The sequence below is a fragment of the Haemophilus sp. THUN1690 genome (genome assembly GCF_059704375.1).
Genome location: NZ_AP046582.1, coordinates 1,221,603 through 1,239,605, shown reverse-complemented (window position 1 = coordinate 1,239,605; position 18,003 = coordinate 1,221,603). Strand labels below are relative to the sequence as shown.

General features: G+C 38.9%; 15 protein-coding genes and 1 riboswitch. Of the genes, 8 read left to right on the top strand and 7 right to left on the bottom strand.

The features are described from left to right. Positions 1 to 108: 108 nt before the first annotated feature. From rpsB to mtr, 3 genes are all read right to left on the bottom strand, one after another. On the bottom strand, positions 109 to 831 hold the full coding sequence (gene rpsB / locus AC6H22_RS05805) for a 30S ribosomal protein S2 (protein WP_118817152.1): 723 nt from the start codon (positions 829 to 831) through the stop codon (positions 109 to 111). Between the two features lie 177 nt (positions 832 to 1,008). Then, positions 1,009 to 1,773 (bottom strand): class I SAM-dependent methyltransferase, encoded by a 765-nt coding sequence (locus tag AC6H22_RS05800; RefSeq protein ID WP_118817151.1) that lies wholly within the window; start codon positions 1,771 to 1,773, stop codon positions 1,009 to 1,011. A 64-nt stretch (positions 1,774 to 1,837) separates the two neighbouring features. Beyond that, positions 1,838 to 3,094, bottom strand: coding sequence for a tryptophan permease (gene mtr, locus AC6H22_RS05795; protein WP_497512701.1), 1,257 nt, complete (start codon positions 3,092 to 3,094; stop codon positions 1,838 to 1,840). Between the two features lie 120 nt (positions 3,095 to 3,214). Between mtr and AC6H22_RS05790 the strand changes: the two genes are divergently transcribed. Next, complete coding sequence (locus AC6H22_RS05790) at positions 3,215 to 3,994, top strand: M48 family metallopeptidase (protein ID WP_005627527.1); 780 nt, start codon at positions 3,215 to 3,217, stop codon at positions 3,992 to 3,994. 97 nt (positions 3,995 to 4,091) lie between these two features. Here the strand turns inward: AC6H22_RS05790 and AC6H22_RS05785 are convergent, their stop codons facing one another. After that, entirely contained in the window at positions 4,092 to 5,306 is a 1,215-nt protein-coding gene (locus tag AC6H22_RS05785) for a pyridoxal phosphate-dependent aminotransferase (protein WP_497512700.1), read from the bottom strand. A 156-nt stretch (positions 5,307 to 5,462) separates the two neighbouring features. Here AC6H22_RS05785 and AC6H22_RS05780 point away from each other — a divergent pair, with 156 nt between their 5' ends. The 4 genes from AC6H22_RS05780 to AC6H22_RS05765 all read left to right on the top strand — a co-directional run bounded on the left by AC6H22_RS05780 (position 5,463) and on the right by AC6H22_RS05765 (position 10,631). Next, entirely contained in the window at positions 5,463 to 6,734 is a 1,272-nt protein-coding gene (locus tag AC6H22_RS05780; protein ID WP_192885332.1) for an isochorismate synthase, read from the top strand. A 14-nt stretch (positions 6,735 to 6,748) separates the two neighbouring features. Further along, positions 6,749 to 8,455 (top strand): 2-succinyl-5-enolpyruvyl-6-hydroxy-3-cyclohexene-1-carboxylic-acid synthase, encoded by a 1,707-nt coding sequence (gene menD / locus AC6H22_RS05775; RefSeq protein ID WP_118817147.1) that lies wholly within the window; start codon positions 6,749 to 6,751, stop codon positions 8,453 to 8,455. A 61-nt stretch (positions 8,456 to 8,516) separates the two neighbouring features. Continuing rightward, a complete protein-coding gene (gene menH, locus AC6H22_RS05770; RefSeq protein ID WP_118817146.1) occupies positions 8,517 to 9,260 on the top strand; it encodes a 2-succinyl-6-hydroxy-2,4-cyclohexadiene-1-carboxylate synthase in 744 nt (247 codons plus the stop codon). A gap of 54 nt (positions 9,261 to 9,314) precedes the next feature. Continuing rightward, the gene (locus tag AC6H22_RS05765) at positions 9,315 to 10,631 is read left to right on the top strand and encodes an MFS transporter (protein WP_118817145.1); all 1,317 of its coding nucleotides are present in this window, start codon (positions 9,315 to 9,317) and stop codon (positions 10,629 to 10,631) included. Between the two features lie 71 nt (positions 10,632 to 10,702). Here AC6H22_RS05765 and raiA read toward each other — a convergent pair whose 3' ends face one another. The 3 genes from raiA to arcA form a co-directional block, all read right to left on the bottom strand. After that, positions 10,703 to 11,026, bottom strand: coding sequence for a ribosome-associated translation inhibitor RaiA (gene raiA, locus AC6H22_RS05760; protein WP_118817144.1), 324 nt, complete (start codon positions 11,024 to 11,026; stop codon positions 10,703 to 10,705). Between the two features lie 235 nt (positions 11,027 to 11,261). Continuing rightward, positions 11,262 to 12,632 carry an alanine/glycine:cation symporter family protein gene (locus AC6H22_RS05755; protein ID WP_118817143.1) on the bottom strand — a complete coding sequence of 457 codons (1,371 nt, stop codon included), beginning with the start codon at positions 12,630 to 12,632 and terminating at the stop codon, positions 11,262 to 11,264. 111 nt (positions 12,633 to 12,743) lie between these two features. Then, positions 12,744 to 12,854, bottom strand: a riboswitch (glycine riboswitch). Positions 12,855 to 13,052: 198 nt separating this feature from the next. Continuing rightward, positions 13,053 to 13,763: a two-component system response regulator ArcA gene (gene arcA / locus AC6H22_RS05750; RefSeq protein ID WP_497515498.1), complete on the bottom strand. Its 711-nt coding sequence runs from the start codon at positions 13,761 to 13,763 to the stop codon at positions 13,053 to 13,055. 190 nt (positions 13,764 to 13,953) lie between these two features. On the opposite strand from arcA, the gene AC6H22_RS05745 reads away from it, so the two are divergent. The 3 genes from AC6H22_RS05745 to purH all read left to right on the top strand — a co-directional run bounded on the left by AC6H22_RS05745 (position 13,954) and on the right by purH (position 17,980). Then, a complete protein-coding gene (locus tag AC6H22_RS05745) occupies positions 13,954 to 15,693 on the top strand; it encodes a protein-disulfide reductase DsbD (protein WP_497515497.1) in 1,740 nt (579 codons plus the stop codon). A gap of 111 nt (positions 15,694 to 15,804) precedes the next feature. Beyond that, entirely contained in the window at positions 15,805 to 16,203 is a 399-nt protein-coding gene (locus AC6H22_RS05740; RefSeq protein ID WP_118817140.1) for a DoxX family protein, read from the top strand. A gap of 178 nt (positions 16,204 to 16,381) precedes the next feature. Then, positions 16,382 to 17,980, top strand: a complete 1,599-nt coding sequence (purH, locus tag AC6H22_RS05735; protein WP_497515495.1) for a bifunctional phosphoribosylaminoimidazolecarboxamide formyltransferase/IMP cyclohydrolase — start codon at positions 16,382 to 16,384, stop codon at positions 17,978 to 17,980. Positions 17,981 to 18,003 lie beyond the last annotated feature (23 nt).

The following is an 18,003-nucleotide window of genomic DNA, read 5'->3' as shown; positions in this document are numbered from 1 at the left end:
GGTTTATTTTGACCGCACTTTTAGATAAAAATATAGGGGCTAAATTTTAGCCCCTATGCCAATTAATCGTTTGATTATTAAGGGCTTCGCCTTACTGCAAAACTTAAATTATTCTGCGTCAGCTGCTAATTCTTCAGCAACTTGAGCTTCATTACCACGACCTTCTTTAACCGCTGCTGCAGCTGTAGAAACGTAAAGTTGGATAGCACGAGTCGCATCATCGTTACCAGGGATAACGAAATCTACGCCAGCTGGAGTTGAGTTAGTATCAACGATAGCAAATACAGGAATACCTAGGTTGTTTGCTTCTTTAACCGCGATATGTTCGTGGTCAGCACCGATAACGAATAACGCATCTGGTAAGCCGCCCATATCTTTGATACCGCCAAGGCTTAATTCAAGTTTTTCCATCTCACGGGTACGCATTAACGCTTCTTTTTTGGTTAATTTTTCAAAAGTACCGTCTTGAGATTGAGTTTCTAAATCTTTTAAACGTTTAATTGATTGACGAACGGTTTTCCAGTTAGTCAACATACCACCTAACCAACGGTGGTTTACGTAATATTGTTGACAGTCTAATGCTGCAGCTTGTACTGCTTCAGACGCTGCACGTTTTGTACCAACGAATAATACTTTACCATTGTTGCTAGCAATGCGAGTTAATTCCGCTAAAGCTTCGTTGAATAAAGGTAAAGTTTTTTCAAGGTTGATGATGTGAACACCGTTACGAGCACCAAAAATGAAAGGTTTCATTTGTGGGTTCCAGTAACGAGTTTGGTGTCCGAAGTGTACGCCTGCGTTGATCATGTCGCGCATTGAAACTTGTGCCATAATATTTTCCTTTTGTTGGGGTTGAGCCTCCACATATCAGCTAATCGACCGTTTGGCACCCCGATTAAGCCTTGTTGATATGTGTGTGTTGTTAGTAATTAAAAAGCTGCTTTTGAAAGGCAAAAACAGCGGGGCGATTTATACCATAAAGTGCGGTTAAAAACCAGTTTATTTTGTTTATTTCTCCACTTTTCTTGCTTTGATAAATAACAGTGGTGGTCGGTGTGATAAATCTTTAAATTCATTATGCCATTGCGGTTGGTCGGCAAGCATAGGTTCTTCCATTTGCTCGATTTGAAACCCTGTATGAATTAAATTATTGATAATTGTCGCTGTTGTTCGATGATAGGTTTGAAAAGGTTGTTTGAACCAATTTCTATTGCGTTTCCCTTCTTCTCGATAATGATTTAAACGATAAGCAACTTGCTGTTTTTTGTCATTTTTTTCCCAGCGTTCTCCTTCTTTGTGGCAGGTAGTTATCGGATGTTCTTGTGAGAAAATTAATGTGCCATTGGACAAGAGTTTGTCATAGATAGTTGATAATAATGCTGGAAAATTTTCAATATAATGAAAGGCAAAAGAGCTAGTAATCACATCAAAATGACGTTCTGGTAACTCAGCTAATTTTTCCATAGGTAACTGATATAAGGAAAAACGCCCTGAAAATTGGCCGCACTTTTGCAGATCTTTTTCAGCTTGTTCGAGCATTTTTTCGGAAAGATCGGTTCCAATCACTTTAGCCGCCCCTCGTTCTAAGTAAAGTTGTAAATGTCCTCCTGTACCACAGCCTAAATCGAGTAATTTTTTCCCTTTTAAATCAGGCAACAGTGAGAGCATGGTGGGCTTTTCAACAATTTCATTGAGACTAATTGGATTTGCGCGGAGTTTCTGATAAAGATCAAAGAAGTTTTCTTTGTCATAAACGCTAGTTTTATTATTCATCTCGTATCCTATATTACAAATAAAAAGGGCGCATGATATACGCCCTTATTGTATTGAGTAAAACTTATCCTGTGAAATTGGCAAACCATCCTAAGTTGGCACCGACTTGTGCCACAATGTTTAATACACCGAATAAGATCACAAAGCCAATCATAAAATTGCCACCGTAAACTTTATAAGTCGCATTTGGGAATTTTTGACGGCTTGCTTTAGCAAGAAGTGCAGGTACGATTGCAGCCCAAATGGTTGCTGCTAATCCTGCATAACCAATGGCAATCACAAAGCCATAAGGAAATTGTAAACTTAATAATAGCGGTGGTAAAAATGTCACCAATGTGGTTTTTGTTCGTCCTAACAAGCTATCGTCAAATTTAAACAGATCCGCAATATAATCAAATAGGCCTAACGTTACGCCTAAGAATGATGTGGCAATCGCCATATAAGCAAAGAAATTTAATGCGACGGCAAGGTATTCTACTTCAATATATTTATGTAATGCCTCTAGTAATGCAGAAACATCGCCGCCTTTTTCAATTACCGGAGCAAATTCGTTGCGTGGCAAATTACCTTGCACAGCAAGTTGCCATAAAATATAAATTACGAGTGCTAACCCCGTACCAATAAAGATTGATTTCATCACGCGGCTACCATCGCGATCGTAATATTTTACGAGACTCGGTACATTTCCATGGAAACCGAAAGACACTAAGCAAACAGGAAGTGCGGTGAATAAATAAGGTAAATATGTTTGTTCGCTTTCAGCAACGGTATTGAATAACACCTCTGTTTTTACAGAGCTTAATAAACCGGTAGTAGAAAGGAAAAAAGCGACCACCATCCCGACAATTAACACGGTTGTGAAACGGTCCACAGCTTTGGTTGAAAGCCACACGAAAGCTGCAAGGATAAGGCAGAAAATTAAAGATCCTGAAGTTCTTCCAATATCTACCGCACTTTCAGCAGAACTGAATGCTTGGTTGAGCAGATTTTGTGTAATGCCTCCGCCTGAGGTGATGTAGGCATAAGTCAAAATATACAAGACGAAAGCAACGGAAAGACCATTGATAACATTCCAACTTTTTCCTAATAAATCTTTAACGATAGTGTCAAAACTTGAACCTGTTGGATAATGTAGATTAGCTTCTAGGATCATTAATCCTGATGTTGTCATACAAAACCAAGTATAAATTAAAGCGAGAATCGAACCAATAAACCATACACCAGCCGTTGAAGTTGGATTGGCAAGCATGCCTGCACCAATAGCTGTACCCGCGATGATCATCGCTCCGCCTAAGAGAGAGGGGGATTTTTGTTGTGTCATAAAATGCCTCTAAAACAAATTTGCACTATTATAGTAGTGCAAAAGAAAAGTGCAATATATTTATATCGACAAAAAATAATAAATTCATATAATCTGCGTCAGTTCAAAAAAGGATCACTTATGAAAAAACAACTTAAAAGTTTTGCTTTTGCGCTATTAGCTAGTTCACTTATCACAGCTTGTGCTGATTCGGCTTCTATAAATCGAGAGGCGGCGAGTAGTTATGCACAAGAAATGGGAAAAATTCGTACTCAGGGGGCAATTGATACTTCATCAAATACCGCAAAACGAATTCACCATGTGTTTCATAAAATGGTGAATTATGCAAACCAAGCTAATGAAACCGGACAGCAATTTAACTGGCAAATTAATGTTATTAAGTCAAAAGAATTGAATGCTTGGGCAATGCCGGGCGGTAAAATGGCATTCTATACTGGGTTAGTTGATACTTTACAACTTAATGATAACGAAATCGCGGTGGTAATGGGGCATGAAATGGCTCATGCATTAAAAGAGCATGGTAAAGCTAAAACTAACTTTGGAACCGTTAGTAATATTGTTGGTGCCATTGGAGGGACAGCATTATCTATTGCAGTTGGGACGGATGTGACTGATTTGGTTTCGCTTACTAAAGATTTTGCTTTAGACAAACCTTATTCTCGTAGCGCTGAAACCGAAGCAGATGAAGTGGGATTAATGTTAATGGCTCGTTCTGGATACAACCCACAGGTAGCGCCAGGATTGTGGCAAAAAATGGTAAAAGTGTCTGGTGGTTCTCGAGGTGCTCTTGATGTGTTAGCTTCTACTCATCCTAGTGATCAATCTCGTCAAGAAAACTTACAACGTTTATTACCTGAAGCGATGGAGCTTTATAAAGCCGCTAAAGATAAAAATGGCTAAGTAAATTTAGTCAAAAAAATGACCGCACTTTATTTTTGAAATTTACAATAAAAATAGGGGACATTTAGTCCCCTTTGTAATTTTGTCAACGCATACATTATTGACGGTAATCCGACAAAAATCTTGCTAATTTTGTAATGGCTTCTTCAAGCTGATTCACATAAGGAAGGGTCACTACGCGGAAGTGATCAGGTGAATGCCAATTAAATCCTTTACCGTGCACAAGTAGCACTTTTTCTTGGCGGAGTAAATCTAGCACCATTTTTTCATCACTGTGAATATTGAATTTTTTCACATCAATTTTTGGGAACATATACATCGCTCCCATTGGTTTCACGCAAGTAATGCCTGGAATTTGAGTGATGAGATCGTAGGCTTTATTGCGTTGCTCAAGTAATCGTCCGCCTGGCAAAATAAACTCATTAATACTTTGATAGCCACCCAGTGCGGTTTGAATTGCATGTTGCATTGGTACGTTGGCACATAAACGCATTGATGCCAGCATATCCAAGCCGTCAATATAACCTTTCGCATTATGTTTTGGTCCGTTCAAAATCATCCAGCCTTGGCGGAAGCCTGCAACTCGATAAGCTTTTGATAAACCATTCAGCGTAACAGTTAATAAATCAGGAGCAAGTGCGGCAATGTGATGATGCACTGCGTCGTCATATAAAATTTTGTCGTAGATTTCGTCAGCGAAGATAATCAAATTATTTTGGCGCGCGATTTCCACAATTTCTTGTAATAATTCTTTGCTATACACCGCTCCAGTTGGGTTGTTCGGGTTGATGATGACAATCGCTTTAGTCTTTGCATTCACCTTGGCTTTAATATCATCAATAGCGGGAAACCAATTTGCTTCTTCATCACAAAGGTAATGAACAGCTTTACCGCCAGAAAGTGTTACCGCAGCAGTCCAAAGCGGATAATCAGGCATCGGCACAAGTACTTCATCACCATCATTGAGTAATGCTTGCATGGCCATTGTGATAAGCTCAGAGACGCCGTTACCAATATACACATCATTGACGGTCGCGCCGTGAATCCCTTTTGATTGGTAATATTGAACAATGGCTTTACGAGCAGAATATAACCCTTTTGAATCACAGTAGCCTTGCGCTGACGGCAAATTACGTAGCACGTCCACTAAAATTTCGTCTGGTGCTTCAAAGCCGAAAGGTGCGGGATTGCCGATATTAAGTTTTAAAATTTTATTGCCTTCTTCTTCTAAGCGTAGTGCTTCTTTGTGCACTGGCCCGCGAATGTCATAACATACGTGTTCTAATTTGTCGGATTTTGGGAATAATCGCATAGTGAAATCCTTTTGTTTCTAATAAATTTTTCGAGAAAAGTGCGGTTAATTTACGCTGAATTTTCAATATTGAAAAGATTTTGTAAAAAAATTTTTTGTCATTAACAATCTGCGGTAGAATACGGCTAATTTTTTGTGTATTTAAAACAAAATCTAATGAATGATTTAGCGCAGGCAATAGGCGAGTTAAAATCGCAAATTCACGCATATTTACAGCAATCAACGAATGAACTTGTCCGTTTTCAGGTGAAACTGGACAAGGTCGATTTGTTGGCTTGGCTGAAAGGTCAATCTGCGTATCCACAATTTTATTTACATTTTCGTGATGAACCAAAAGCATTAGCCGCTCTTGGTGAAGAGCGGTCATTTTCACAGTTAAATTTAGCGCAAGAGTTTATTGAAGAAAGTGGTTTCCCATTGGTAGGTGGTTTGCAATTTCAAGGCACCGCACAATTTGTATTGCCAAAAATTCTTGTTGAACAGGATGAGAAAGGTGCATTGGTATCATTTTTTGTACCAGATGAGCAAAGTGCGAATGATACTTTAGCCCACCTCAAAACTTTTGAAAATTTCACAGCACTTTCTGCTTTGCCAAAACAAATTCCTTTGCATACAGAGCCTCGAGCTAACGAAAGAACTTGGTGTGATTGGGTAAATCAGGCTTTGGTAGAAATTAAAAGTGGGGATCTGACAAAAATTGTATTAGCCAATGAAACCACTTTTCATTTAAAGCAAGCGATTAATGCGTACGATTTTTTAGCAGAAAGCGAAAAACAAAATCAAGGTTGTTATCATTTTTTGTGGGCTGAAAACCCTCATTCAGTTTTTGTTGGTTCTACACCAGAACGCCTATTTGCTCGTGAGTATAACTTGTTGCTAACCGAAGCTTTGGCGGGGACGGCATCGGTTTCTGAAAGTGAGGAAGAAACGCAATCTCAAGCCAATTGGTTGTTAAATGACGAGAAAAATTTAAAAGAAAATTGGTTGGTCGTAGAAGATATTTCACAGAATTTATGTAAGCAAGTAGAAAGTTTTGATGTAAGCAATGTGAAATTGAAACCGTTACGTAAAGTACAACATTTGATTCGTAAAATTCGTGCAAATTTGACCGCACATTATGCAGATGTAAATATATTAAAAGCGATTCATCCTACAGCTGCCGTATCGGGTTTGCCACAGCAACAAGCCAAAATGATTTTGTCAGAAATTGAAACCTTTGATCGTGGCTGGTATGCGGGAACATTGGGCGTGATGAGCGATGCATGTTCAGAGTTTTGTGTAGCGATTCGTTCTGCCTTTATTGAAGGTCATCGTATTCGTGTATTTGCTGGCGCGGGCATTGTGGCAGGCTCGCAGCCATTGGAAGAATGGAAAGAAATTGAACGTAAAGCGGCAGGGTTAATTTCCTTGTTTGCAGAAGAAAAATGATAACGGAGAAAAAAATGTCGGTAAGCGTGTTTAATCGTTGTTGGTCGAAAGTGATTTTAGAAACCTTGGTGCGCCAAGGCGTTTCTCACGTTTGTATCGCGCCAGGTTCGCGTTCGACACCTTTAACTCTAGAAGCGGTACGTTTGCAAAATGCGGGTTCAGTCACTTGTCATACGCATTTTGATGAACGCGGTTTAGGTTTTTTTGCCTTGGGTATTGCTAAGGCAACTCAATCGCCTGTTGCCATTATTGTGACATCAGGTACGGCGACTGCAAACCTTTATCCCGCAATTATTGAAGCACGCCAAACAGGTGTGAATTTATTTGTTTTAACTGCTGACCGTCCACCAGAACTTTGGGAGTGCGGTGCAAACCAGGCTATTTTGCAGCAAAATATGTTTGGTCAATATCCAGTTGCAAATGTTAATTTACCTAAACCGAACGTTGATTACTCTGCGCAATGGTTGATTTCTCTGCTTGAACAAGCGGCCTTCCAACAAAAACAACAGGGTGGCGTTGTTCATATTAATGTGCCATTTGCCGAGCCTCTTTATGATGCAACTGATGAGGCTGTAGACTCTCACCCTTGGCTGCTGCCGTTACAACGCTGGTTAATTCAAACTAAGTCTTGGATGAATGTGGAAGCGCAACAGAACGAAGTATTAATGCATGAAAATTGGGATCATTGGCGTACAAAACGTGGTGTCGTTGTGGTTGGTCAATTACCTGCAGAACAAGTGATGGGCATTAACTCTTGGGCAAGTGCCATGGGCTGGGTGTTACTGACGGATATTCAATCTGGTGTTGTTCCAACGACGCCTTATGAAGATATTTGGCTAGCAAACCAAACTGTTTGTGAAAAACTTCTGCAAGCTGATATTGTGATTCAATTCGGTGCACGCTTTATCAGTAAACGAATTAATCAATTCTTACAGGCGTTTAAAGGTGAATTTTGGTTGGTTGAACAAAGCGGTAAAGCATTAGATCCTTACCATCATTCATTGACAAGATTCAATGCTAAAGCACATCATTGGTTGCGTGCACATCCACCTTTACGCCAAAAGCCTTGGTTGCTTGAGCCGTTAGCTTTATCTAAGTTCTGTGCGACCTTTATTGAACAGCAAGTAGGCGGAAATTTAACGGAAGCCTCGCTCGCATTACGTTTACCAACACTTTTACCTTATAACGGTGTTTTATTTTTAGGTAATAGTTTACTTGTTCGTCTGGTTGATGCACTAACGCAATTACCAGAAAGTTATCCTGTTTATACCAATCGTGGCGCGAGTGGAATTGATGGTTTGTTGGCTACTGCTGCGGGAATTGGTATTGGTTCAAATAAACCTGTTGTTGCGGTGATTGGCGATACGTCCACTTTATATGATCTAAATTCTTTTGCATTATTCAAAAATGTTACGCAACCAACGGTAATCTTTGTGATCAATAATAATGGTGGCGCGATTTTTGATATGTTACCTGTGGATGAACAAGTCAAAGATCAGTTCTATCGATTACCGCATAATGGTGATTTTTCTCAAATTGCGGCAATGTTTGATCTCAAATACGCTCATCCTTATACTTGGGCGGATCTCAATTCCGTTGTGAAACAGGCTTATAGTCGTCGCAAGGCAACGTTAATTGAAATTAAAACAAATCCGAGTGATGGTAGTAGTTTGTATAAACGCTTAATCGAGCAAATTAGTCACGCCGTGATTGGTGCTTAAGTATTCTGTAGGCGGGTTTTAGTCCCGCCATATTTTATTATTTCTATCAATAATCCCTTCAATGATAAACATCATTTTTCTTCATGGACTTCTTGGTACAAAAAATGACTGGCAAAAAGTCATTGAAAATCTACCGCACTTTAATTGTATTGCGCTAGATTTACCTTTTCACGGGCAAGCTAAAGATATTGAAGTCACAAATTTTGAAGATACGGCAGAGTATTTATCTCAGCAAATCAAAAGTGCGGTGAAAAATGAACCCTATTTTCTTGTTGGGTATTCTCTAGGTGGAAGGATTGCTTTGTATTATGCGCTGCAAGCTCAGGTGGAACGATCTAATTTGCAAGGCGTTATTTTAGAAGGGGCGAATCTAGGTTTAAAAACTGACGAAGAAAAGCAGGCTCGTTTTCAGCAGGATTTTGCTTGGGCGCAACGTTTTATACAAGAACCACCAGAAAAAGTGTTGAATGATTGGTATCAACAGCCCGTGTTTTCCCATTTGACTACCGAAGAAAGATTACAGTTGGTTGAAAAACGAAAATCAAATTGCGGTGAAAATATTGGCAAGATGCTGCTGGCGACAAGTCTATCTAAACAACCTGATTTTAGTGAAAAAGTGCGGTTAAGTTCTTTGCCATTTTTTTATTTTTGTGGGGAACGAGATCATAAGTTCCAAGTTTTAGCCAAAGAAAATCAAATTGATTTAGTAACCATTCCTTCCGCTGGACATAATTCACATTTAGAAAATTCAAAATATTTCTCTGAAAAAATAGAAAATTGCATATTAAAAATTGCTAGGCCTTAGTTAAAATGCTAGGATTCAATCCTTTCTCTTTATAATAAACTACTAAGGAAACACATGTCTACACAACTTCGTAATAATCCGATGAAAGTGGCGTTAGCCTCGATGGTCGGTACGGCAATCGAATTTTTTGATTATTATATCTATGCGGCTGCCGCTGTATTAGTTTTCAATACGCAATTCTTCCATAGCGATGATCCGCTTTCTAATGATTTACTTTCTCTTTCTACGCTTGCTTTAGCATTTTTTGCGCGTCCAATTGGTTCTGCATTATTCGGTCACTTTGGCGATAAAATTGGTCGTAAAAAAACCTTGGTTGCCTCACTTGTTTTAATGGGTGGTTCAACGGTAGTAATTGGTTTACTTCCTAATTATGCTCAAATTGGTATCTGGGCACCGATTTTGCTTTGCGTATGCCGTGTTGGTCAAGGAATTGGTCTAGGTGGTGAATGGGGCGGTGCAGCTTTAGTTGCAACAGAAAATGCGCCAGAAGGTAAACGTGCATGGTACGGTACGTTCCCTCAATTAGGTGCGCCAATCGGCTTATTTGTAGCGAATGCAACATTCTTCTTAGTTAGCTATTTCCTCGGACAAGATGCCCTTGTGGAATGGGCATGGCGTATTCCGTTTGTATCTTCTGTTTTATTGGTCGCTGTCGGCTTATATGTTCGCTTAACTTTGCATGAAAGCCATGTATTTATGGAAGCTGAGCAAAAAGGTAAAAAGTTGAATGCACCAGTGAGTGTTGTTTTTACTAAACACTTAAAACCAATGATTATTGGCACATTTATTATGGTGGCAACTTATTCTCTGTTTTACATTATGACGGCTTTTGCTCAGGCATATTCTCGAACAGCACCAAAGCTTTCTGAAGCAGGTTATGCGCTTGGCTTAGGTATCCCAGCAAATACGTTTACTGGCTTGTTATTAATTAGTGCTATTGTATTTGGTATTTTTATCAGTATTTCTGGTGTTTATGCCGATAAAATTGGTCGCCGTAAATGGTTGATTTGGGTGACTGTAGCTGTTGGCGTGCTCGGTTTAACCATGCCATTCTTCTTAGAAAATGGCACCCCAATGAGCGTATTTGCATTTTTAGTAATTGGTATGGCGATCATGGGGATGACATTTGGTCCAATGGCTGCGCTATTACCAGAATTATTTCCAACGGAAGTGCGTTATTCAGGCGCATCTCTTGCCTATAATTTAGCATCAATTATTGGTGCAACGATTGCGGCGATGATTTCTTTAAAAATTAATGCATCATTTGGTGTGATGGGCGTAGGTATTTATTTAGCAATCAATGCCCTCATGACTCTATTGGCATTATTAGCGTCAAAAGAAACTAAAAACGTAGATTTAACACAAATCTAAGCTAGTTAAGAAAAAAGAGCGGTGAAATTTCACCGCTCTTTTGCTTTTCTTTGTTTAGCTTATTTTCAATATTAACTTTCAAATGAATCTTTTAAGCGTTCATCTGCTCGACGAGATTCATTTTTATGTTGAAGTTTATTAAGCTGGCGCTCTAATTTTTCCTCAACTTCATTAATTGCTTTATACATATCATCTGAGGTTGCACTTGCCAATAAATTGCCCAGTGGCGTGCCAATAGATGCTTCTACAGTAAATCCATTCGGTACTTTGTTTAAAACAAAATGGGGGTTAATTAACTGTGTTTGCCATTTACCTAATTTCGCGAGTCTTTCCTCCACGTGTTCACGAATTGCAGGGGTGATTTCCATTTGTTTGCTGGTGATATTAAGTGTCATAGCATTTACCTCTTTGTTGCGTGATTTACAGTTTTCTTTAATTACAAAATAGCTTTGTTAATTCAGGTTTTCAAGGGCTTTAAGAGGAAATGTCAAAGTAATTTTTAAAAATATGATCTATGTCTAATTTCTGAAAAAAAGTTGCTTTTCTTTCTAAGATAAGTTGTTAAGATGGGAAATTGTGATAAGAAAAAAGGTGTGGATATTGACTATATCCACACCTTTTTTCATTTGATTATTCTACGATTTCGTCTTGATCGTGATGATTTATTTTCAAGCGTTGGAAATAATCTTTTGTTTCTTCAATCACAACTTTTCGCAATCCAATGAGTGCGATGAGATTTGGAAAGGCCATTAAACCATTTACGATATCAGCGATAATCCATATTAAATTTAAGTGTAAGAATGAGCCTAATCCTACCAACACAATATAAGCTAAACGATATAGTTTTACGCCACGAATACCAACGAGATAAACAAAGCAACGTTCACCGTAGTAACACCAGCCTAAAATAGTTGTGAATGCAAAAAATAATAAACCGACGGTTACAATCGTTGCGCCAATTGATGTCCCTAAACCTTGTGCAAAGGCATAGTTTGTGACTGTAGCACCCGCTAATTCAGGATTGTTCCACGCTCCAGTTAATACCAATACAATACCTGTCATTGTACAAACGATGATGGTATCTAAGAATGTACCGGTCATGGAAATTAAGCCTTGTCGAACAGGTTCACGAGTTTGTGCCGCTGCGGCTGCAATTGGTGCGCTTCCTAAACCTGATTCATTGGAGAAAATGCCTCGAGCGACGCCTGATTGAATTGCCTTCATTACGGTAAAGCCAACAGCCCCGCCTAGCGCCGCTTGCGGATCAAAAGCACTATAAATAATTAATGAGATCGCATCTGGTACTTTTTCTATATTTAAAAGGATAATAACCAGTGAAGTAGTGACATATAAAATCGCCATAAACGGCACAATTACCGATGATGCGGTTGCGATACGTTTTACACCACCAAGAATGATTAAGCCGACTAAAAGCGTTACAATAATTGCAGTAACTAAAACGGGAATATTAAAAGTATCTTGCATTGCATAGGTAATCGCATTGACCTGTGGGAATGTACCGATCCCGAAAAAGGCAACCATTACACCAAATAATGCAAATAATTTTGCTAGCCACTTGATGCCTAGACCGCGTTCAATGTAATACATTGGACCGCCAGCCATAAAGCCATTTTTATCGCGAACACGGTATTTAACCGCGAGTAAACATTCGGCATATTTTGTTGCCATTCCTAATAAGGCGACTAGCCACATCCAAAAAATAGCGCCAGGACCACCTGCCTGTACAGCAGTTGCAACGCCCACAATATTCCCAGTTCCGATTGTTGCTGCTAATGCGGTACAAAGTGCGGCAAAAGATGATACATCGCCTTTCCCGCCTTTATCTTTTTTAAATAAATAACCCAGCGCACGTGGTAAATAGCGAATTTGAATAAAGCCTAAACGTAGCGTTAAATAGAGTCCCGTGCCCGATAAGAGTATGAGTAGCGGTGCACCCCAAATAAAGCTATCAATAGCTGAAAGAATTGACTCAATTGTCATGTGATTCCTCGTCGTTTAAATCAAAAATAAACACGACAAGAAGACGAAAAGATACAATGGAAAAGAAAGTGCGGTGAAAAGATAGATAATTTCCACACTTACGATAGATTGTCTTTTGCCCCTGTCCTTTTGCCTGAGCGTTTGAAAAACGATTGAAAAATTAACCGCTCTTTTGCGCCTTCGGCGTCCATTTCTAAAATGGATCTCTCCAAGGGTTCGTCCAGTAACAGTCCCTGCCATCGCACCTGAAAGATTTTACATCGTCGGTGTGGGGTCAATTCCCCGCTCTCCAGCTACCTTCATCCGAACTCACTTTTCATTGTGACAATCACAATGAAAGCGTATGGATTCTATCAAAATGGGAAATTAATTTCAAAAAGGAATTTTAAAATAGTCTTTCAGTTGATAGAAATAATGACTTTATTCTATATCCCCACAAAAACGATATCCTTCACCATGCACCGTCATAATGATATTTGGGGTATCAGGATGATCTTCAAAATGTTTTCTGATACGTCGAATTGTAACATCTACAGTTCGATCCTGAGGTTTCAATTCACGTCCTGTCATTTTTTTTAGTAATTCTTCGCGAGTTTGTAATTTTCCTGGATTTTCACAGAAATGCAGCATTGCACGAAATTCACTGCGCGGAAGTTTAAATTCTTGACCTTCTGGCGTAATTAAACTGTGGCTATTTAAATCTAATTTCCAACCATTAAAACGATAGAATTCTCGACCAAATGTATTTTCTTTTTCTTGATGTGGCATTGTGCGATGCAATAAATTTCGTGCACGGATAGTCAATTCTCGAGGGTTAAAAGGCTTGGTTAAATAATCGTCGGCACCGATCTCTAGCCCTAGTATTTTATCGACTTCATTATCACGACCAGTTAAGAAAATAAGTGGCAAGTTGAGTTCTTCGCGGAGCTCTCTTGCTAATAATAAACCGTTTTTACCTGGTAAATTAATATCCATTACAACCAAATTTATATTGTGGTTTTCTAGTATGTGATGCATCTCTGCACCATTTTCTGCTTCAAGCACATCATACCCTTCCGCTTCAAAAATCCCTTTAAGCGTATTTCGGGTAACGATTTCATCTTCAACAACGAGAATTTGTGGAGTAGCCATTTTCCATCCTTATACTTATTTTGGTGTATGCTATCATGATTCCATTCTAGCGGTGTAACATTGTTGTAACAATAAAAAAGTGCGGTTATTTTTTATAAGATTTTCCTTTTTATGATCTAAATCATAGTTTTAGATATTCAAGTTTCTTTGTGATAGAATTTCGCGCATTTTTACTTTTCCTTTCAATTCTATGAAAAAACTTTTTCTTTTTTTTACACTGATTTTTACCGCACTTGCAGCGAATGCTGGTCTATTTGATAAAAAACAATCTTTCTTGAAAGTAGATGATGCTTTTGCATTTTCCGCAACTTTATCTAAGGATAAAAGTCAATTACAGGTTCATTGGGATATTGCTGATGGCTATTATTTATATCAAGATAAGATTAGTGCTGAATTAGTGGGTAAATCGGATGCTCTCACTTTGCATGCTCAACAAGCAGCTGAATTACATCAAGATCCTTATTTTGGTGAAGTGAAGGTGTTTACTCGTTCAATTGATGGTGTGTTTGGCGGCGCATTTAGCAATGCTGATGATCAGGTTGAAATCAGTTATCAAGGATGTACAGAAGGTTTTTGTTATCCGCCTGAAACTAAAGTATTACGAATTGGGGATTTAGCCGTTTCTCAAGAGAAAATTGTCGAAAAAATAGTTGAAAAAAATACCGCACTTTTATCTGAACAAGATCGTTTGGCCGATGGTTTATTCCATAGTAAATGGGCGATTTTCGGTTTCTTTTTATTGGGATTGGGGCTGGCTTTTACACCTTGTGTATTGCCAATGTTACCGTTGCTTTCTGCTATTGTTATTGGTCAGCAACAACGTCCAAATATGATGCGAGCGTTTAGTTTAGCTTTTCTTTATGTTCAAGGCATGGCACTGACTTACACCTTGTTAGGTCTCGCAGTAGCGGCTATCGGTTTGCCGTTTCAAATTGCCTTGCAACATCCTTATGTGATGATCGGGCTTTCTATTTTATTTGTTGTTCTTGCCCTTTCAATGTTTGGCTTATTTACTATTCAATTGCCAAATAGCTTACAAAATAAATTGAATACATGGAGCCAAAAACAAACCTCAGGTGCTTTTGGCGGTTCCTTTGCGATGGGAATGATTGCTGGGCTTGTAGCATCACCTTGCACATCTGCACCACTTTCTGGCGCTTTACTTTATGTGGCGCAAAGCGGTGATTTATTCACAGGCGCAGCAACCCTTTATTTACTCGCACTTGGTATGGGCGTACCGCTAATGTTAATCACATTGTTTGGTAATAAAATTTTGCCAAAATCAGGTGAGTGGATGAACACAGTGAAACAAACATTCGGTTTTGTTATGTTAGCGTTACCTGTGTTTTTGCTTTCTCGTATTTTGCCTGAAGTATGGGAGCCACGCTTATGGGCTGGATTAGCGACAGCATTCTTTATTTGGTTTGCGTTGCAGATGCCTAAGAGCGGTTTTGGCTATGCCATTAAAATTATTAGTTTTGCGTTGGCTATGGTTTCCGTACAACCTTTGCAAAATTGGATTTGGCAAACTCAAACTACAACACAAAGTGCGGTAGAAAATAAGCCTGTTTCTCAGGTTAAATTTAAGCAAATTAAAAATATTGAAGAACTTGACCACACTTTAGCGGAAAATGCACATTCGATCGCGATGTTGGATTTATACGCAGATTGGTGTGTTGCTTGTAAAGAATTTGAAAAGCTGACTTTTTCAGATCCAAAAGTGCAACTGCAATTTCAAAATATCTTATTGTTACAAGTGAATATGACAAAGAATAGCCCTGAAAATAAAGCATTAATGGAACGCTTTAATGTGATGGGATTACCCACAATTTTATTTTTTGATAAGCAAAATAATGAGATTCAAGGAAGTAGAGTAACAGGCTTTATGGATGCTGATTCTTTTTCTAATTGGATTGAAAAGCTACTTTAGTTATTTTTTATTTTTGGTAAAAAGTATTTTTCAATTTTAATTATTGTTTAACTATCCATTAAAGATTAATATGGTGCCGTTTTAATTCATCTTTAAACAAAAGGAAAGCAAATGAACAATCTTGAAAAATATCGCCTTTATGTATTAGCTCTATTACGCATCACTGCAGCTTACATGTTTATCTTACATGGCACAGCAAAATTCTGGGAGTTCCCAATTTCCATGACGGGTGGAAATGGCCCGGTCGGTGACTCTATGATGATTGTAGGTGGTGTGATTGAAATTGTCGGTTCAATCTTATTAATTTTAGGATTATTTACGCGTCCAGCTGCGTTTATTTTATCTGGTCAAATGGCTTTTGCGTATTTCTTTATGCATGTTGCTGGAAAAGGGAATTTATTATTCCCAATTGCGAACGGTGGTGAACTCGCTTTACTTTACTCTCTCGTGTTCTTCTATTTTGTGTTTGCTGGTGCTGGTGCATTTTCTTTAGATAACCGCAAACGTTAATTAATCATCTTATTCATTTATTGCCCGCATTTTGCGGGCTTTTTTGTTTTTAAAATCACTTAAATAAATCACCGCACTTTAAGTGCGCTTACCAGGAAAATTTTCTCTATATAAACGCAAACGTTTGCGTTATAATTCACCCCGCTTATTTTTAACCATTTAATGAAAGGAAAATGTAATGACAGATCGTCTAATTCGTCAGGCTTTACTGAGTGTTTCTGATAAAACCGGTATCGTAGAATTTGCTCAAGGCTTAGTACAGCGTGGTGTAAAACTACTTTCCACAGGCGGTACCGCAAAATTATTGGAGCAACATGGTTTACTGGTGACTGAAGTGTCTGATTATACGGGGTTCCCTGAAATGATGGACGGTCGTGTGAAAACCTTGCATCCCAAAGTACATGGCGGGATTCTTGGTCGTCGTGGTACAGATGATGCCATCATGCAACAACATGGTATTGAAGGCATCGATATGGTCGTCGTGAATTTATATCCGTTTGCCGCCACCGTGGCTAAACCAGATTGTACCTTGGCTGATGCGGTAGAAAATATCGATATCGGTGGACCAACCATGGTGCGTTCTGCCGCGAAAAACCATAAAGATGTGGCGATCGTGGTGAATAATCATGATTTCAACGCAATTCTTGCGGAAATGGATAAACACCAAAACAGCCTAACACTTGAAACCCGTTTTGACCTTGCGATTAAAGCCTTTGAACATACCGCTCAATATGATTCCATGATTGCCAACTACTTTGGACAAATGGTGAAACCGTATCATGTAGCTGAGGAAGAAGATGCGAATGCTAAGTGCGGTCAATTCCCACGGACTTTAAATCTTAACTTCGTTCGTAAACAAACCATGCGTTACGGTGAAAATTCTCATCAAAATGCAGCCTTTTATGTTGATTTAAATGTGAAAGAGGCGAGTGTAGCTACAGCTCACCAACTACAAGGTAAAGCCTTGTCTTACAATAATATTGCTGATACTGATGCAGCACTTGAATGCGTGAAAGAATTTGATGAGCCGGCTTGTGTGATCGTTAAACATGCCAATCCATGTGGCGTGGCTTTAGGAAAAGATATTTTAGAAGCCTATAATCGAGCTTACCAAACCGATCCAACTTCTGCATTTGGCGGCATTATTGCTTTCAACCGTGAATTAGACGAAAAAACTGCGAATGAAATTGTGGAACGTCAATTCGTTGAAGTGATTATTGCGCCGAAAGTTTCTGCTGAAGCGCAAGAAGTCGTGAAACGTAAGAAAAATGTTCGTTTGCTTGAATGTGGTGAATGGACTTCTCATTCCGAACGTTTAGATTTCAAACGTGTAAACGGCGGTTTATTAGTACAAGATGCGGATTTAGGCATGGTTGGTTTGGATGATTTAAAAGTAGTAAGTAAACGTCAGCCAACTGAACAAGAATTAAAAGATTTATTATTCTGCTGGAAAGTAGCGAAATTTGTGAAATCCAATGCCATTGTTTACGCCAAAGATAACCAAACCATCGGCATTGGTGCTGGCCAAATGAGCCGTGTGTATTCTGCTAAGATTGCGGGTATTAAGGCGCAGGATGAAGGCTTGACTGTGGCAGGTTGTGTGATGGCATCTGATGCTTTCTTCCCATTCCGTGACGGCATTGATGCAGCGGCGAAAGTGGGTATTCAATGTGTGATCCATCCAGGTGGCTCAATGCGCGATCAAGAAGTCATCGATGCGGCAGATGAACATAATATGGTGATGGTATTAACTGGAATGCGTCATTTTAGACATTAATTTATGTCGTCACTTCGCTCAAT